Annotated in this window: 15 protein-coding genes; 3 read left to right on the top strand and 12 right to left on the bottom strand. The window is 43.0% G+C overall.

Annotated elements, in window-relative coordinates; translation table 11 throughout:
- Window positions 1–60: 60 nt before the first annotated feature.
- The 4 genes from AC6IZR_RS01660 to AC6IZR_RS01645 all read right to left on the bottom strand — a co-directional run bounded on the left by AC6IZR_RS01660 (window position 61) and on the right by AC6IZR_RS01645 (window position 3,052).
- A complete protein-coding gene (locus AC6IZR_RS01660) occupies window positions 61–555 on the bottom strand; it encodes a beta-class carbonic anhydrase (protein ID WP_497848652.1) in 495 nt (164 codons plus the stop codon).
- A 134-nt stretch (window positions 556–689) separates the two neighbouring features.
- Window positions 690–2,051 (bottom strand): DNA repair protein RadA, encoded by a 1,362-nt coding sequence (radA, locus tag AC6IZR_RS01655; RefSeq protein ID WP_497848928.1) that lies wholly within the window; start codon window positions 2,049–2,051, stop codon window positions 690–692.
- 13 nt (window positions 2,052–2,064) lie between these two features.
- On the bottom strand, window positions 2,065–2,604 hold the full coding sequence (locus AC6IZR_RS01650; protein ID WP_070587845.1) for a histidine phosphatase family protein: 540 nt from the start codon (window positions 2,602–2,604) through the stop codon (window positions 2,065–2,067).
- 1 nt (window position 2,605) lies between these two features.
- Complete coding sequence (locus tag AC6IZR_RS01645; RefSeq protein ID WP_009731797.1) at window positions 2,606–3,052, bottom strand: dUTP diphosphatase; 447 nt, start codon at window positions 3,050–3,052, stop codon at window positions 2,606–2,608.
- A gap of 417 nt (window positions 3,053–3,469) precedes the next feature.
- On the opposite strand from AC6IZR_RS01645, the gene AC6IZR_RS01640 reads away from it, so the two are divergent.
- Entirely contained in the window at window positions 3,470–6,376 is a 2,907-nt protein-coding gene (locus AC6IZR_RS01640) for a SpaA isopeptide-forming pilin-related protein (RefSeq protein WP_070587842.1), read from the top strand.
- Window positions 6,377–6,525: 149 nt separating this feature from the next.
- On the opposite strand, the gene AC6IZR_RS01635 is transcribed toward AC6IZR_RS01640, so the two are convergent.
- A complete protein-coding gene (locus AC6IZR_RS01635) occupies window positions 6,526–7,215 on the bottom strand; it encodes a gamma-glutamyl-gamma-aminobutyrate hydrolase family protein (protein WP_049487584.1) in 690 nt (229 codons plus the stop codon).
- Window positions 7,216–7,488: 273 nt separating this feature from the next.
- Between AC6IZR_RS01635 and AC6IZR_RS01630 the strand changes: the two genes are divergently transcribed.
- Window positions 7,489–8,505 carry an NAD(P)H-dependent glycerol-3-phosphate dehydrogenase gene (locus AC6IZR_RS01630; protein ID WP_070587836.1) on the top strand — a complete coding sequence of 339 codons (1,017 nt, stop codon included), beginning with the start codon at window positions 7,489–7,491 and terminating at the stop codon, window positions 8,503–8,505.
- Between the two features lie 45 nt (window positions 8,506–8,550).
- Window positions 8,551–9,459: a UTP--glucose-1-phosphate uridylyltransferase GalU gene (galU, locus tag AC6IZR_RS01625; protein ID WP_070587833.1), complete on the top strand. Its 909-nt coding sequence runs from the start codon at window positions 8,551–8,553 to the stop codon at window positions 9,457–9,459.
- Window positions 9,460–9,619: 160 nt separating this feature from the next.
- On the opposite strand, the gene AC6IZR_RS01620 is transcribed toward galU, so the two are convergent.
- The 7 genes from AC6IZR_RS01620 to AC6IZR_RS01590 form a co-directional block, all read right to left on the bottom strand.
- The gene (locus tag AC6IZR_RS01620) at window positions 9,620–11,584 is read right to left on the bottom strand and encodes a C69 family dipeptidase (protein ID WP_497848651.1); all 1,965 of its coding nucleotides are present in this window, start codon (window positions 11,582–11,584) and stop codon (window positions 9,620–9,622) included.
- 448 nt (window positions 11,585–12,032) lie between these two features.
- The gene (locus AC6IZR_RS01615) at window positions 12,033–12,710 is read right to left on the bottom strand and encodes a rhomboid family intramembrane serine protease (protein WP_049491404.1); all 678 of its coding nucleotides are present in this window, start codon (window positions 12,708–12,710) and stop codon (window positions 12,033–12,035) included.
- The gene (locus AC6IZR_RS01610) at window positions 12,694–13,233 is read right to left on the bottom strand and encodes a 5-formyltetrahydrofolate cyclo-ligase (protein ID WP_070587827.1); all 540 of its coding nucleotides are present in this window, start codon (window positions 13,231–13,233) and stop codon (window positions 12,694–12,696) included. The genes AC6IZR_RS01615 and AC6IZR_RS01610 overlap by 17 nt, the downstream gene beginning before the upstream one ends.
- 109 nt (window positions 13,234–13,342) lie before the next feature.
- The gene (locus AC6IZR_RS01605; protein WP_497848650.1) at window positions 13,343–14,476 is read right to left on the bottom strand and encodes an N-acetyldiaminopimelate deacetylase; all 1,134 of its coding nucleotides are present in this window, start codon (window positions 14,474–14,476) and stop codon (window positions 13,343–13,345) included.
- A gap of 53 nt (window positions 14,477–14,529) precedes the next feature.
- Window positions 14,530–15,228 carry a 2,3,4,5-tetrahydropyridine-2,6-dicarboxylate N-acetyltransferase gene (gene dapD, locus AC6IZR_RS01600; protein ID WP_070587822.1) on the bottom strand — a complete coding sequence of 233 codons (699 nt, stop codon included), beginning with the start codon at window positions 15,226–15,228 and terminating at the stop codon, window positions 14,530–14,532.
- 65 nt (window positions 15,229–15,293) lie between these two features.
- Window positions 15,294–16,208 carry a hypothetical protein gene (locus AC6IZR_RS01595; RefSeq protein ID WP_497848649.1) on the bottom strand — a complete coding sequence of 305 codons (915 nt, stop codon included), beginning with the start codon at window positions 16,206–16,208 and terminating at the stop codon, window positions 15,294–15,296.
- 14 nt (window positions 16,209–16,222) lie between these two features.
- On the bottom strand, window positions 16,223–16,912 hold the full coding sequence (locus AC6IZR_RS01590) for a hypothetical protein (RefSeq protein WP_497848648.1): 690 nt from the start codon (window positions 16,910–16,912) through the stop codon (window positions 16,223–16,225).

Here is a 16,912-nt window from a genome sequence, read left to right as displayed (position 1 = left end):
TTCCTATAATAGACGATTTTTTAACATACCAAAAAAAGAAGTATCAATTTGATACCTCTTCTATTTCACCTCTGAGATCAAACCAGTATCGACATCATACACAGCTCCCGAAATAACGACATCCTCTGGAATCAAAGGAGAAGCCTTTAAAAGATCCATATCCTCGCGGACACTCTCTTCAATGTCTTGAAAGGGAAGGAAATCTCGATCTCCCACATCCACTCCCAGTTCTTTCTTGAGATACTGACGGAAGCTCTCGTTTTCAAAGGTCTGAGCACCACAGTCTGTATGGTGCAAGACCACAATTTCACGGGTACCCATCTGCTGCTGGGAGATGACCAAAGACCGAATCATGTCCTCTGTCACGCGCCCTCCAGCATTCCGCAAAATATGGGCATCTCCAAGAGCCAGACCTAGTGCCGGTGCCACGTGAAGGCGGGAATCCATACAGGTCACAATGGCGACTTTTGTTTTGGGCTTAATCGGAAGACGGAGGTCTCCATGTAGCGCCACATAAGCTTGGTTGGCTGTTAAAAAATTATCAAAATAAGACATGGTCTCTCCTTTATTCCTTTGAAATTCAAATCATCTATTATTTTACCATATCCGATCCTTTCTGTCAGGGGATACCTCCTGTCATCTGTCACATCTGAAAAAAAGTCTTAAACTTCCCGTTTAAGACTTTTCTACTATTGAAATACTTTCTTCAAGACTTCAGACAATGTACTCACTCCGATCACCTGGATCCCCGACGGCGTCATGATCCCCGTCAGAGAATTTTTCGGAACATAAATCTTGGTAAAACCGAGCTTAGCAGCTTCATTGATCCGTTGTTCGATTCGGTTGACCCGGCGAACTTCTCCTGTCAAGCCCAACTCTCCAACAAAACACTCTTGCGGGTTAGTTGGCTTGTCCTTGTAGCTGGAAGCAATGGCTACAGCTACGGCTAGGTCGATAGCTGGCTCATCCAACTTGACACCACCAGCAGACTTGAGGTAGGCATCCTGATTTTGAAGCAAGAGGCCTGCGCGTTTTTCTAGCACCGCCATGATGAGACTGGCTCGATTGAAATCAAGCCCAGTCGTCGTCCGCTTGGCATTACCAAACATGGTCGGAGTCACCAAGGCCTGCACCTCGGCTAGAATCGGACGAGTCCCTTCCATTGTCACAACGATGGACGATCCAGTCGCCCCATCCAAACGTTCTTCTAGAAAGACCTGGCTCGGATTAAGGACCTCAACCAGCCCGCCTGACTGCATCTCGAAAATCCCGATTTCATTAGTGGAACCAAAACGGTTTTTGACCGCTCTCAGGATCCGGAAGGTATGGTGGCGCTCACCCTCAAAGTAGAGCACCGTGTCCACCATGTGCTCCAGCATCCGAGGACCTGCCAAGGTTCCTTCCTTGGTCACATGGCCTACGATAAAGATAGCGATGTTATTGGTCTTGGCCAGCTGCATGAGCTCAGCTGTCACCTCACGCACCTGAGAAACAGACCCCTGCACCCCTGAAATCTCAGGAGACATAATGGTCTGAATCGAGTCGATGATGAGGAAGTTAGGCTGGATGCGCTCCACTTCTGCCCGCACGCTCTGCATATTGGTCTCGGCGTATAGATAAAACTCACTATCAATATCACCTAAACGCTCTGCTCGGAGTTTAATCTGTTGAGCAGACTCCTCCCCACTGACATAGAGAACTGTCCCCACTTGAGACAGCTGGGTTGAGACTTGTAAGAGCAGAGTTGATTTCCCAATCCCAGGATCTCCCCCGATAAGGACGAGACTCCCTGGTACCACACCGCCACCAAGGACGCGGTTGAATTCTTCCATCTCGGTCTTGGTCCGATGGACATTGATGGAGCTCACGTCCGCCAGTTTCATGGGTTTGGTCTTTTCACCCGTCAAGGATACCCGTGCATTCTTGACCGCTGCGACCTCGACCTCCTCGACAAAGGAAGACCAAGAACCACAGTTAGGACAGCGCCCTAGGTATTTGGGTGAATTATAGGCACAATTTTGACAGACAAATGTCGTTTTTTTCTTTGCGATGATAAACCTCTTTCTAAATCTCTATCTCACACTCAATCACTTGGCAAAAATCAATCTTCTCATTTGGCACAAACTGGCGCATGAGCATTCCGTGAGTTACAATGATAATAGTTTTATAATTTTTATATTTTCCCAAAGCTCTTAAAAAACGATGACGCATCTCTATATCAGTTTCATAGCGATAAGGAGAATCTTCAGATAAACCTCCTTGATGTTTTAGATAATATTCATGAGCTACCAATACACTAGTTAAATCAGAGTTAGTGCCATCTAAGTCTGGACGCCACTCATGAAAAAATGGCTCCACAAATAAGTCCAATCCTGTTTCAACTGCTATATAATGTGCTGTTTCTAAAGCCCTCGTCACAGACGATGAAATAATAATCTCTGCCTTTCCAAAACATGCAGTTTTAGCAACTTCTTTTGCCAGACTGCGACCTTTTCCTGTCAATGGTGCTAAATCACGACCAAAACCACTATAGAGTTGCGGATTTTCAAGTTTATCAAGCATACGATAATCTGGCTCCCCATGACGGACAAAGATAATCTTCATCTTAGTGCCCTGTTGACCCAAATCCACCAGTACGAACACCGTCTGCTTCATCTCCATCTGCAATCAAGAAAGGAGCAAAGACAGCCTGAACCACGCGTTCGCCAACTTCAAGGACAACTTCCTGATCAGTAATGTTTTTCATCTGAGCAAAGATATGGCCTTCATTTCCTGGATTGCCATAGTAGTCTCCATCAATAACCCCAACAGAGTTGATCAAGACCAGGCCTTTTTTGCGAGGGTTGGACGAGCGATCGTAAAGATAAAGCACCTCACCCGCTTGCATATAAGCCTTGACCCCAGTTGGCACGAGGACGATTTCCCCAGGAGCAATGACCGTGCGCTCGGCCACTTTTAAGTCATAGCCGGCCGCATGCGCTGTCTCCCGTTTTGGCAGCAAATCCTGATTGGTATAGCTTGATACAAGTTCAAATCCACGAATTTTTGTCATCATAATTCCTCTTTTATTCTAAATTGTTTCTATTTTTTCTATTATACCATCACTTCGCCCTAGCGTCTCCCCTATACTACTATTCGTATTTTTTTAAAAATTCTCTTCAATTTGGAAGTTACATATTGTTTTCATGTTTTTTCTGAAAATGATATGCTATTATGACAGATTTGACATATAACTTGTGCTAAATAATGCTATTTTAAGCTTGAAGATAAGCATTATTTTTGCTATAATTCCCTGTGTAGGGAATAATTTTGAAATTAAAAAATTTTACCCTGTAAAATTATTTTGTGGAGGTCGTGTCTCAGCATTCAATTCTTATTACCAACAGATAGGATTCGAAAAATCCCGATCTTTAAGAGTAATCAGACATTGATGATTAGGCACTATTTTTTTATGAAAAGGGAAGATAAAATGAAAAAGAAAAGGTATATTAAAATTTTCTCATTTGTCCTTTGTATAGTGACCATGCTTTTCGCTTTAGGTCTGCATCGCACTTCAGCAGAAACTCCTGGAGTGACAGTAAGCGGAAAATTGGTCGATACAATCAAAAATATGAAAGTAACCAACAATGAAGGTGGTAACCTTACTTGGGATTTAGAACAATGGGCAACGTTCCGTATCAATGCTGATTTCGACTTAGCAGGTAAGGATGTCAAAGCAGGCGACACAACTGATATCACTGTTCCAGACGCATTGATGATCACCTCTGACAATTTTAAAATTCGTGATGTTAATACGAATGAGGTCATTGCCAATGCCAAGGTCGATAAAGACAATAAGAGATTATCACTGACATACACCGATTATGTTCAAACACATTCAGATATCAAAGGATCATTTTTCTTTTATGCACGTATTGACTTTAAAAAACATCCCCAAAAAGGTGAGATTCCTGTTGAAATGACCGTCAACGGGGAAACCAAGATAGGTGGGAAAGTTTCCTTTAAAGGAATTGGTGATGGGAATCCAAGAGCTTTAACAAAAACTAGCTGGGTCAATACAAACGACCATAAAACAGTTTCCTATACTATTTCAGTTAACAGAAAAAAACAGAATATTAAAGAAGTTACTATTGAAGACCATTTGAAGTTTACAAATGCTTCCTACGTACCAGATAGTATTAAAGTCCTAAAAGGGAAATTCTCTTTTGAAACAGGAGAATGGGTCTTTTCAGATCGCGTTGATGTGACGAATCAACACCCTGCTACCATTAGTGAAGATGGACAATCATTTGTCATTAAACTGGGAGACATTAGCGAAAACGATCAATACCGAATCGCTTATGATGTTCGTTTAAATTACGACCCTGTGGACGGGGAACTTCTTAAAAATGATGCTACCCTGAAAGGAAAACAATTTGATCAAAAAGATGTGACAAATGTTGCAGCAGTTCAAATTCCCTATGGTTTTGGCGTTGGTTACGTCTTTACCATTCATGTCCACAAAGTAGACGATGAAAACCAACCACTTGCTGGGGCTAAGTTTAAAATCGTTCGTCAAGCCAACAACCAAGTGATTGGGGAATACGTTACAGATGAGAACGGAGATATTACGGTTAATGCGCTCTTAAAAGATAAATACATCTTAACAGAAACCGAGGCCCCTGCGGGTTATACGATCAAGGAGGCTGACACCTTCGTAAATGCTGAAGATTTTGGTAAGGACCATAAGGTTACGAAGACGATCGTCAATCCAAAAGCGAAGCCAAAAGAAACAAAAGCTACCATCGAACTGGATAAAGCTCTTACTGGTCGTGATCTAAAAGACGGTGAGTTTAGCTTTGAATTGTACGAGGGTGCAACTAAGCTTCAAACTGTTACCAATAAAAACGGCAAGGTCACATTTGATCCGATTTCTTATAAGGAAGCAGGAGAACACACTTACACTGTAAAAGAAGTTGTTGGAAATACACCAGGTATCACCTATGATACAACTGAAAAACAAGTGCCCGTGAAGGTTACACAAGACGGACAAGCTCTAAAAGCTGATCTTGTCTATCCAGAGAATAAAACATTTAACAACACTTATACGGCTCCTCAACCAGCAAAAGCTAAAATTTCAGCTAGCAAGATTTTAGAAGGTGCTGAATTGAAGAATGGCGAATTCAATTTCCAATTGTTGGATGAAACCGGAAAAGTTCTTCAAACAAAACAAAATGCTGCAGATGGTACGGTAACCTTTGATGACATTTCATATTCATCAGAGGACGCAGGAAAAACCTTCCACTACACGATTAAAGAAGTTGTTCCTGAAAGCAAAGCAAAAGGAATGACCTACGATGAAGGAAGTATTGATGCTACTGTAACTGTCACAAAAGATGATGCAAGCAATACACTCAAAGCTTCTGTGGCATATGGTGATAAGAAATCATTCACTAACAAATTGGTAACAACTTCCATTCCACCAACTCCTCCGACTGTTGACAAACCAGAATTGAAACTGTACAACATTCAATTGCACAAAGCTAACGCAGACGGAAATGCTCTTGCAGGTGCTGTATTCGGGCTTTTTGAGGCAGATGGGACTACTCCAGTCGCTAACCCTTACGGTGAAGGTCAAGCGACTGCAACTTCTGATGCAAATGGTCTTGTAACCTTTACAGGATTTGAAGCAAAAGATTATGTGGTGAAAGAACTTACTGCTCCAGAAGGTTATCAACTATCAGCAGATGTGATTAAAGTTTCTGCTAGCGAGTTGAAAGCTGCGACTAACCTCGTCGTAGACAAAGGAACAGTGGTCAACAAACCATTCACTTCAATTCCACCAACTCCTCCGACTGTTGACAAACCTGAATTGAAACTCTACAGCATCCAATTGCACAAAGTGAACCAAGAAGGGAAAGCTCTTGTTGGTGCCGTATTCGGTCTCTTTGAAGCCGATGGTACGACTCCTGTAGCGAACCCTTATGGTGCAGGTCAAGCAACTGCTACCTCTGATGCAAACGGTCTTGTAACCTTTACAGGATTAGAAGCAAAAGATTATGTAGTAAGAGAGCTTACAGCTCCAGACGGTTACCAATTATCAGATGAAGTCATCAAGATCGCAGCTAGTGATTTGGTTGGTTCAAACAGTGTAGTGGATAAAGGAAATGTCGTTAACAAGAAGACACCTCCAACTCCGCCAACTACTCCTTCAACACCTCCAACGCCTTCAACTGATAAACCGAAAGGAAATCAGCCTTCTGGTAAACAATCAAAAGAAGGTAAAAAACAAAGTCTTCCTTCTACTGGTGAGACAGTAAGTGCTGGACTTCTCATGACAGGACTTGCCCTTGCAGGTGCTGGAAGCATGCTCGTTGCTAAAAAACGCCACGAATAAGTTCTTAAAACAGGTATTCATCTAGCATTGCTAAATGAACCTGTTTTTTCGTAACGATTATCCTATTTTTTCATCTTATTACCAGCGTTTTGTCTATATTTCCTTAGACACACAAAGAGAGATTGGCTCAAGTCCAACCTCTCTTTTTCTTACAATTCCTGTAATAAATAACGGAAGAGTTCTAAATTCCCTTCTTCTTCATTGACCAAGTATTCTGGATGCCATTGTAATCCCATAATCCGATGACCGTCTACTGCTTCAATGGCTTCGATGGTGTGATCACGCGGATCAAAGGCAGTTGCACGGAAATTTGGTGCAAGATCCTTGATACTTTGACGGTGCACAGAATTGATTCGACTAGCCCGACCAAAGAGCTGCTCCACCACACTGCCTTTTTTAGTCTCGATAGAATGGAAAGTCCCAAATGGAAGACCTTGCCAATGTCCTTCAATCTCTTGGTTGAGTGTTCCTCCAAAAGCCACATTGATCAACTGAACCCCACGGCAGATTCCTAGAACCGGTTTGTTTTGGCGAACCGCTTCCTTCAGCAGGGCAAGCTCAAATTGGTCCCGTTCGATATTGTAATCATCGCTTTCGATGGTTTTTTCTTCGCCATAGAGACTAGGATCGACATTTTGGCCTCCACTTAAGATCAACTTGTCAATCGTTTCAACATAGTCCTTAACCAAAGAAGGGTCTCCCATCGGGATGACCATTGGAAGTCCACCTGCTTGACGGATCCCTTCCGCAAACTGACTAGACACGGAGGAATGAAGGTTTTTCCCTTCCGGGTCCACCGGACAGAGATTAGCGGATACTCCAACAATTGTTCTGCACATATTCATTCCTCCTTCATTTTAACTACTACTTATCTTACCACCCATTAGCGATCGTGTCTAATATGTATTTTTTAAAACCGTGATAGATTTTATTTATCACCCTCACCTTCCTCACAAAACAATTGATGATCATACAAGTTTTTTTACCTATATTATGTTAAAATAGAGAGGAAAATAGAATCGTCCTTCAAGGCACACATTAGGCCGTTTCGAAGGTGCAAGTGCTAGATTCCTAGCCTTGTTGAAAAAATAGACATAGAAATGGAAGATACAATGGAAAAACAAACCGTTGCAGTATTGGGTCCTGGTTCATGGGGAACAGCCCTTTCACAAGTCCTCAATGATAACGGCCATGAAGTCCGTCTCTGGGGAAATATCCAAGAACAAATCGATGAAATTAATACCACTCATACCAATCAACGCTATTTCAAAGACATCGTTATTAGCGATCAAATTACCGCTACGACCGATCTGAAAGCTGCTTTGGACGGTGTGGATGCTATCCTTTTTGTCGTTCCTACAAAGGTGACCCGCTTGGTTGCTAAACAAGTCGCTGAAACACTAGATCACCCTGTCACAGTCATGCATGCTTCCAAGGGACTAGAACCTGGTACACACGATCGGATTTCTCAAATCCTTGAAGAAGAAATTCCTGCTTCTCTTCGCAGTGAGATTGTAGTTGTTTCTGGACCAAGTCACGCGGAAGAGACCATCGTACGGGATATCACCCTTATTACAGCAGCCTCAAAAGATTTAGAAGTTGCTCGCTATGTTCAAGAACTCTTTAGCAATCACTACTTCCGTCTCTATACCAATACAGATGTTATCGGAGTGGAAACTGCTGGAGCCTTGAAGAATATCATCGCAGTCGGAGCTGGAGCTTTGCACGGTCTTGGTTATGGTGACAATGCCAAAGCAGCCATCATCACGCGCGGTCTCGCTGAAATCACGCGCCTTGGCGTTAAGCTCGGAGCTAGTCCATTGACCTATAGCGGTTTATCAGGGGTCGGTGACTTGATCGTTACTGGTACTTCTGTTCACTCTCGCAACTGGCGAGCTGGGGATGCTCTCGGACGCGGCGAAAAATTGGAAGATATCGAAGCCAACATGGGTATGATCATCGAAGGGATCTCTACGACCAAAGTCGCCCACGAGCTGGCCCAAGAATTGGATGTCTACATGCCGATTACACAAGCCATTTACCAAGTCATTTATGAGGGGAAAGATATCCGCGAAGCCATCCACCACATGATGAGCAATGAATTTAAAGAAGAAAACGAGTGGAAATAAGTCAACCACCCCATCACAAATCCTACCTTTTAGAAAGGAAACCGCATGACTAAAGTTAGAAAAGCAGTCATTCCTGCAGCTGGCTTAGGGACCCGCTTCCTCCCAGCTACCAAAGCTCTGGCAAAAGAAATGTTGCCAATCGTTGACAAACCGACGATTCAATTTATTGTAGAGGAAGCTCTGAAATCTGGAATTGAGGAAATCCTTGTCGTAACAGGGAAGGCCAAACGTTCGATCGAAGACCATTTCGATTCTAACTTCGAATTGGAATACAATCTCGAGCAAAAAGGAAAGACTGACTTACTCAAGTTGGTCAATGATACAACAGCGATCAATCTTCATTTCATCCGCCAAAGTCACCCTCGAGGTTTAGGGGACGCTGTTCTTCAAGCCAAGGCCTTTGTTGGAAATGAGCCTTTTGTCGTTATGTTGGGAGATGATCTGATGGACATCACCAATGATGATGCCTTGCCATTGACCAAACAGTTGATGAACGACTACGATGAAACCCATGCGTCAACCATCGCTGTGATGGAAGTCCCTCACGAAGAGGTTTCTTCTTACGGTGTGATCGCACCTCAAGGCGAAGGCATTAACGGTCTTTATAGCGTTGAAACTTTTGTCGAAAAACCAGCACCCGAGGAGGCACCAAGTGACCTTGCCATTATCGGACGCTACCTCTTGACTCCTGAGATCTTTGATATTCTTGCAAATCAAGAACCAGGTGCTGGCAATGAAATTCAATTGACGGATGCGATCGATACCCTCAATAAGACCCAACGAGTCTTTGCCCGTGAATTTAAAGGCCAACGCTACGATGTAGGTGATAAATTCGGCTTCATGAAAACTTCGATTGACTATGCCTTGAAACACCCTCAAGTCAAAGATGATCTCAAACAATATATTATCGACCTTGGAAAAAAATTAGAAGCATCTGAACAAACTGCAGACTAATCATTCTCAAATCTAAAGAATACAAAAGAGACTGGCCATATCATGTAAGAGCTTTGCTGCCTTACAATGGTCAGTTTTTTTTATAAAAAAGAGGCTAGATAAAATCCGGCCTCTTTCATTTCATTGGACTTGGTCCAATTCACTTTTTAATTCTTATTGTTTAAGGATGAACATTGTAAGAATAATTGGTATTTGGGAAAGTTTCAATTTCGCCTGGATTGAAATTAGAACCGAAGCGATTATTATTGTTGTTCACATTTTCTGCTACAGTAGCCTCTGAAGTAGATTGAACTTTCGCTTCTGGTTTTACAACCGTTTCTGCTTTTCCAGATCCATATGTAGGCATTGCTTTTGTTGCTGCATAGCCAAAACGGTTATTTGGATTTCCTTCTGCATTTGCTGGGATATCCTTATTAGAAGGGGTAGCTCTATAATATGAAGCAGGAATTTCAATTTTTGTAATATTTCCGTCAACTTGTGGTTTTTCTGGAACTTTTGGTGTATCTGGTTTCTTAGGTTCTTCAGGTTTCTTAGGTTCTTCAGGATCTTTATAATTATCTGGTTGAGAAGCACGATATGGATCAGATTTACGTCCAGCTGCTTCTAATTGTTTTTCCATTAATTTTTCATAATCTTTGAAGTGTTGGAAAAGACGATCAGACAATTCCAGTGCATCTTTCGTCACCTTATCTTCAGCAGCTTTTGCAGCTTCAGGTTGATCTTTCAATGAATAATATTCAATATCTTTCTTTTCTTGATCAACAATAAATTGTTTTTCAAGAGCTTTCCAGTGATCTTGGACTGATTTTCCAAAGACATCTTGGTTATTGATCGCCATATTGTCAATGTGCCATACTGTCCAATACCATGAATTTGGATCATAAGTTGCTGTTTGAGGTTTGAAGGCTTCGTAAGTATCTTTTAGATTACCGTAGAATGGAACATAAGGTGTGTTCCGAGATGGTCCCATACCAAGCCATAACGTACCACCAAATGATTTTGGAAGTTTTGGATTGATTTGGTAGACATGGGCATCGATAACGTTTTCGTTTCCTAAAGCATACTTGTATTGGTCTTTACGAACAGCATCATTGCTACCATTATCCCCTTGTTTCTTGACACCAATTTGATCGTCTGGAACAAAACGACCATTCAAATGTTCAAAACGGTTGCGTTGGAAAGCAAAGGCATCTTCCAAAGTAAATTTCTTGTTTGGATCTGTTGGTGAGCGGAAGAGTTCGTATTCATCATCTTCATAAGTCACTTTTGAATTTGGATCCAAAAGAGTGATTCCTGCGTATGTACGTGAACGGTCTCCTTCAGCATATTTTTCTGGTCCATAAGATTTAGCAATATGGAAGTTACCATCTTTGTCTGTCTTGTAGTTACCAGATTCTTTGGCTACTTTTTCGACATCTTTCGAAGCGATTACATTTTCCTTGTCATTCAAATCCACATGACCAAGGTAGTAGGTATTTGCAAAGACTGCATATTTGTCTTCTGGGACTTTAACAGCTACATATTGGTGACCAGAAAGAATTTCCATATACCAAGTTTCTTTTTGGTCCGCAAAAACGACAACATTCCCCTCTGCTGATCCTTTTTCTTCAATGACTTTAGCTAGGAATTCAACCCCTTCACGAGCAGACTTAACGCGTGGTAAAACTACGTCCAACATAGCAGCTTCAGGAATTCCGTTTTCTGTCAATGGGTCAGTCTTCAAGACTTTTTTGTTTGGAATTGCTGTAACAGTTGATGTCATAGAGACGCCGGCTTCGTTAAATCCATGTTCACCAAAAGCACCGTTACTACCATCTCCACGAGCAGAGTCATAAGTCGCTGTGTATTTCATTTCACTAGCAGCATGTGGATAGGTAAAACCATTGGATTCGTCTTCCAGTTGATCCCCTTCCTTATAGTTCTTCGCATCAACAACTACAAAGTTTTTGTTGTGCTTGCCACCATTTGGATAGTAAGGGTAGTCTTCTGTCCGACCAAAGAGAGTGGTCCCATCCTTGGTCAATTGGCGACCAATGATAAAACCGCAACAGGCTTGAACAGCTTGAATTGGTAGGAGCAAAAGTGTCATCGCTACCAATGAGAGTTTTAACAACCATTTTTTCATGGCAAATCTCCTTTGTTTTTGCACTACTTTTGACAAAATAGCACTATTTTTGATTTTTATATCTCCAGTTTACACCTTTCTCAGTCCTTTTGCAAGCGCTTTCTATTTTGCGTTTTTATACCTCTTTACCCATGATTGCCTTCTCTATGGACCTAGCAATAGAGGGCTCACTTGACTCATGCAAACATATTATAATAAATATATACAATTCTTTGCATTTCAAACAATTTTCTGTTAGTTTACGATTTTGCTACATTTTTTAGAAAAAAAGGAGGCTGGGACAAAAGTCCTAGCCTCTCAATTATTTTTGGATTATCGGGCAAGACGCAGTGGTTGAGTGGGCTCTACTACGCTGATTTCATCAGCTTTTACAGTCCTACTCAACTGTGCGGAGGTGGGACAATGAAATCGAATTCTAACGAATTACCGATTTCTGTCCCACTCACTCTTAAAATAGATTCAAGATTTTACCTAAGAAATAAAGCAAAAGCAAGAGATAAGATAGGGCTGCACTCATCTGATAGGTTCGGTTCATAAAACGAGCTTCCCCTCTTACTGGAAAGACATAAGCCAACATGACCCCAGCTACTAAGCCACCGATATGCCCCGCCATACTGATTCCTGGCATGAAGCTAAAGATCAAATTGACCACAATCAAGCTGGTATAGGACTGACTCAAGTGGCGAATATAGGGACTTTGGACAATAAAGCGCAGAGCACCAATGGTCCCAAACAGTCCAAAGAGGGCTGTAGAAGCTCCTGCTGCAATCACATCTGGCGTAAAAATAGCAACAAAGACATTGCCCATCATGCCTGATAAGAGATAGAGAGCTAAGAAAGCCTTCGATCCAAAGAGATCTTCTGCCAAACGTCCCAAGTAATAGAGAGTGATCATATTGAGCACAAAATGTTCTAGGCCGATATGAACAAATGTAGCTGTCACGATTCGCCATAACTGGCTAGGATCGACTTTCACAACCTCTCCAATAATCCCACCGCTATAGTAAACAGCGGCACCTGTTTGGTAGTCGCCTCCAAATCGGATAAACATGGAAAGAAAGACTGCCGTTGTCACGAGCAATAAGAGGCTGGTCACAGGATAACGACGATCAAAGAGTAACTTCATAGACTAGCACCTCCTGAACTGCCTGATCAAACGTATCTGGCTGGAACTCCTTCTGCTGGATGGAATAAATCGTACTAACCGTTTTTCCAGTAAAATCTTCCAAATAACGATCATAATAGCCACCACCATAGCCAATTCGGTAGCCTTTTGACTGGAAGACCACGCCTGGTACATGGATCAGATCAATCTCTGACTGATCCACAAGCTTCCCTTTTTCATTGGGCTCCTGCAAACCAAAGCGTGTCTTTTCCAAAATGTCAGGATCGTATTCCACAAATTCCATTCGCCCTTGTGGATAGGTACGGGGAACACAGACGCGTTTCCCAAGTTGAAGAGCTGCTTGGATCAAGCCAGCTGTGGAAACTTCATGGTCAAAAGACAGATAGGTCGCAAGGGTCTTTGCCTCTTGAAAAGCTGGGAGCTCCAAGAGGCGCTGAGTCAGCTCTTCATCTGCTTGGGTTTTCACAGTTTGCGGCAGTGCTTTCATGGCTGCAATGGTTTCTTTTCGTAGTGTTTTCTTCATTCCCTACTCCTTTTGTCTAGCTTTTATTGTATCATTTTTTAGGAAAGATCCGAACAGTTTTTATACGACAAAGAAAAAATCCAACTCCAGACGGAGTTGAATCTATCCTTTATTGGTTGGCCTTCATTTTCAAAAATTTACCAATGTTTTCCACAGCAAAGGGAAGGGCTGCTTCATTTGGGCTCATCTTCGGATGGTGCAGGGCATAAGGGGTATCAATCCCCAACCAGAACATGACCCCAGGGACCTTGCTCAAGAGAAAGCCAAAGTCTTCTCCTGTCATTGCAGGCAGGATATCAATCAAGTTCACGTCTTTCTCAGCTGTGAAAAAGTCCATGAGTTCTTTGGCCAATTCTGGTTGGTTTTCCACAGGCAGGTAACCTCCTTGCTTGAGTTCCAGGTCCAATTTTACATCAAAAGCAGCTGCAACTCCTTCTGCAATGGCTTTGACCCGTTTTTGAGTCAGGAGGTTCATCTCCATGGTCAAGGTCCGAATGGTCCCATGAAGGAAGGCTGTCTCAGCAATCACATTATTGGTTGTTCCTGCATGCATGGAACCAAAGGTCACCACAGCACCTTCAATCGGATCGACATTTCGACTCACGACCGATTGGACTTGGGTAATGAAGTAAGAAGCTGCTACAAGAGCGTCATTGGCCTCATGTGGAAAGGCAGCATGTCCTCCCTTACCTGTAAAGGTCATCTTGACTTCACAGGTACCCGCAAAAAGGGTACCCGTATTGGTCGCAATGTCCCCCACCTTCAAATCAGGGCGTACATGCAGACCATAAAATTCATCAGGGAGCCAGTCTCCAAAAGCATTGTCCTTATACATGAGCATACCACCAGCCTCATTTTCTTCAGCTGGTTGAAAGAGAAAAAGCAGGTTATTTTTTGGTTGTACTTGAACCAGTTGATCCAAAAGTCCAAGGGCTGTCGTCATGTGCATATCATGACCACAAGCATGCATCCGTCCTTCGTGCTTGGAGGCAAAATCAAGGCCCGTTTGTTCCACAATCGGTAAGCCATCGATATCCGTCCGCCAGCCGATAGTTTTTTCAGGTGCAGACCCATGGAGATAAACTAGGATCCCAGTCCGCCAAGTCCGTTGCTCAACAAAGTCCTTGCCCGCTGTGATCTCTGCGATTCGCTCTAAGAGGTAGGCTTGAGTTTTAAATTCTTCCAAGCCAATTTCAGGGATTTGGTGCAAATCCCGTCTGATTTTGATTAAATCCAATGTCATCGTCGTCTTCTTTCTATTAGAATAGAGGCCTTGCGGCCTCTACCATTCATATCTTACAAATTACGCAAGGCGTCTTCCAACGCTGTTTTTTGTTGTGTTTTTTCGTCGATTTCCTTGATGATGCGAGCTGGGACACCAGCTACGACCACATTTTCAGGGACATCTTGAGTAACGATCGCTCCAGCGGCAACGACTGAACCGTTTCCAACTTGAACCCCTTCAATCACAACTGCATTGGCACCGACCAAGACATTGTCACCGATCCGAACAGGCTCAGCAGAAGCTGGCTCAATGACACCCGCAAGAACGGCACCTGCACCGATGTGGCTGTTTTTACCAACTGTTGCACGACCACCAAGGATAGCCCCCATATCAATCATGGTTCCTGCACCGATTTCAGCACCAATATTGATGACAGCCCCCATCATCACGACAGCATTGTCTTCGATAGTTACTTGGTCACGGATAATAGCACCTGGTTCGATACGCGCATTCAGGTGACGCTTATCCAACAATGGAACAGCTGAATTCCGACCATCTTGTTCCACCACATAATCCTTGTTCTCCGTTAAGTTGGCAAGAAGGGGCTCGATATCTTTCCAGTCACCGAACAACACATTGCCCAGCTTGGTAACAGAAGCAGGAACAGCTGTTGCCAATTCCCCTTCAAAGGTTACTTTCACATTTGTTTTCTTTTCTGCATTCCCGATAAAAGCGATAATTTCTTGTGCAGACATTTTTTGTGCAGTCATGAGATTCTCCATTCTTTTCAATTAAAGGTATCCATATTATACCACAAACCCAAAGAGATGAACACCTAAGGCGACGTGGTTGTAGCCGAATCCTCCAGGCCTGTCATTTCACTGATGGTGCGATTGCTTCCAAAGTGAATAATGACTGAGTGCGAACCAGAAAGTTTATAGTAAAAGATTAAGAAGGACTCTGAACTCATCATACTTGACCAAGAAACACGGCTAGGAATTCCTACGGTATTCACAAGATCTGCATAGCTGATTCCTATTTTAATATTGGCAAAATCCTCTCTGTTCAAACTGCCATTTTTATTGGCTAATCGCTCACTGTTTAAGTTCTCAAAATTAAGAGAAGATAGACGGCTACTAATCATATTTGAAAGCAAAACAGATACAGAAGAAGGGGATCCTTCAGCCTCATAATCCAAGCTTGTCATGAAAGGACCGACACTACCCTCTTGGTAGGTTTCTTCCCCACTACTAGCCTTGCCCAGTACAGCTACCACATCCTGCGGAGACAGATAAGTTGAAGAGGTACGGCCTTGATCCTCCTCACTTAAACCAGGAATCAGGGAAATCGCCTTCTCATAGGTCACTTGAAACTGAAATTCACCTTCCGGTGCAATCAAGGTACTCGTACCACTCTTCAAGGTTTCCTTTCTGGTTCCATAAGACCGGCCAGTACTTCCGTATTCACTAGTAGTAGAAGAAGGATGTTCCTCACTATGGATACCTCCTGAAGCCAGATAGGCAAATAATCCCAGCATGGCCAATAATCCAAAAAAGGCTGCCAGCGAAGACCCTCCACTATTAGAGGAAGGAGAGTAGGTTTTCGCCCTATCCGATTGGGAGTCTAGTACCGTTTGTCTTGGTTCTGAATGCCTGCTTCCCCCTATTGAAGCCAGGTCCGCTTCTGAAATCAAGCGGCTCCCACCCTGGTGAGAGGAAGCTGCCTTGATGTCTGTCCGTTGATCGTCCAATGATGTCTCCTTTCTTATACCAACACCAATTTCTTGGCTTTTTTCTTGAATTCCATCACCACTTCTGGTTGCCCTGGTAGCTGGTAAGTCGCGCGATAGCCCATTCCGCCATCTGGCATTTCCCCCCAGACCAAGCGTTGAGGATTTCCTAGTTTCTTAATGAGCTGGGCGAATTCTGTACCTTTTTTCTCTTTTTCAGTAGTGATTTCTTTCTCACTGCTTGCTTTTTCTTTTGCATCCAACAAATTCGTCGCATCCACCATCGTCAAGCGATACCCCTGGTCTCTTTCCTGTTCAAACCACAAGGTCACACTTTTCTTGCCCTGATCGGTTTGCTTAGCCGCATAAGTCAAGACAAGAACCGTTTTATCCCCTTGGGCTGTCTTAGTGTAGCGAACTTTTTGAGCTTTTCCCCATTCCGTCACAACTGTTTCCAAGCGGGTTCCTGGTTGCTGACTCTGCTTAAGACGAACTTTCAAATTCGCCACAGCTTCGATGGTCCATTTAAACTGCTTGATTTCTTGTTCCTTGCTGACCAAATTCTTGTAATCCTTTGGCTGGAAACGAGTCAGTGTTTGGTCCTCCTTGGTATCGGTTCCCTGCTCTTGCACCTGGATGCTTGCAATCGCAAGTAAGAGCCCTAAAACAAAACACAAAAACGGCAGCAAGAGTTCTTTTCGATTCTTTTTCATCCACTCGATCAT

Source organism: Streptococcus mobilis, from assembly GCF_059727625.1.
The sequence above is the reverse complement of the archived record's forward strand: the minus strand, read 5'-3'. Positions and strand labels throughout refer to the sequence as shown.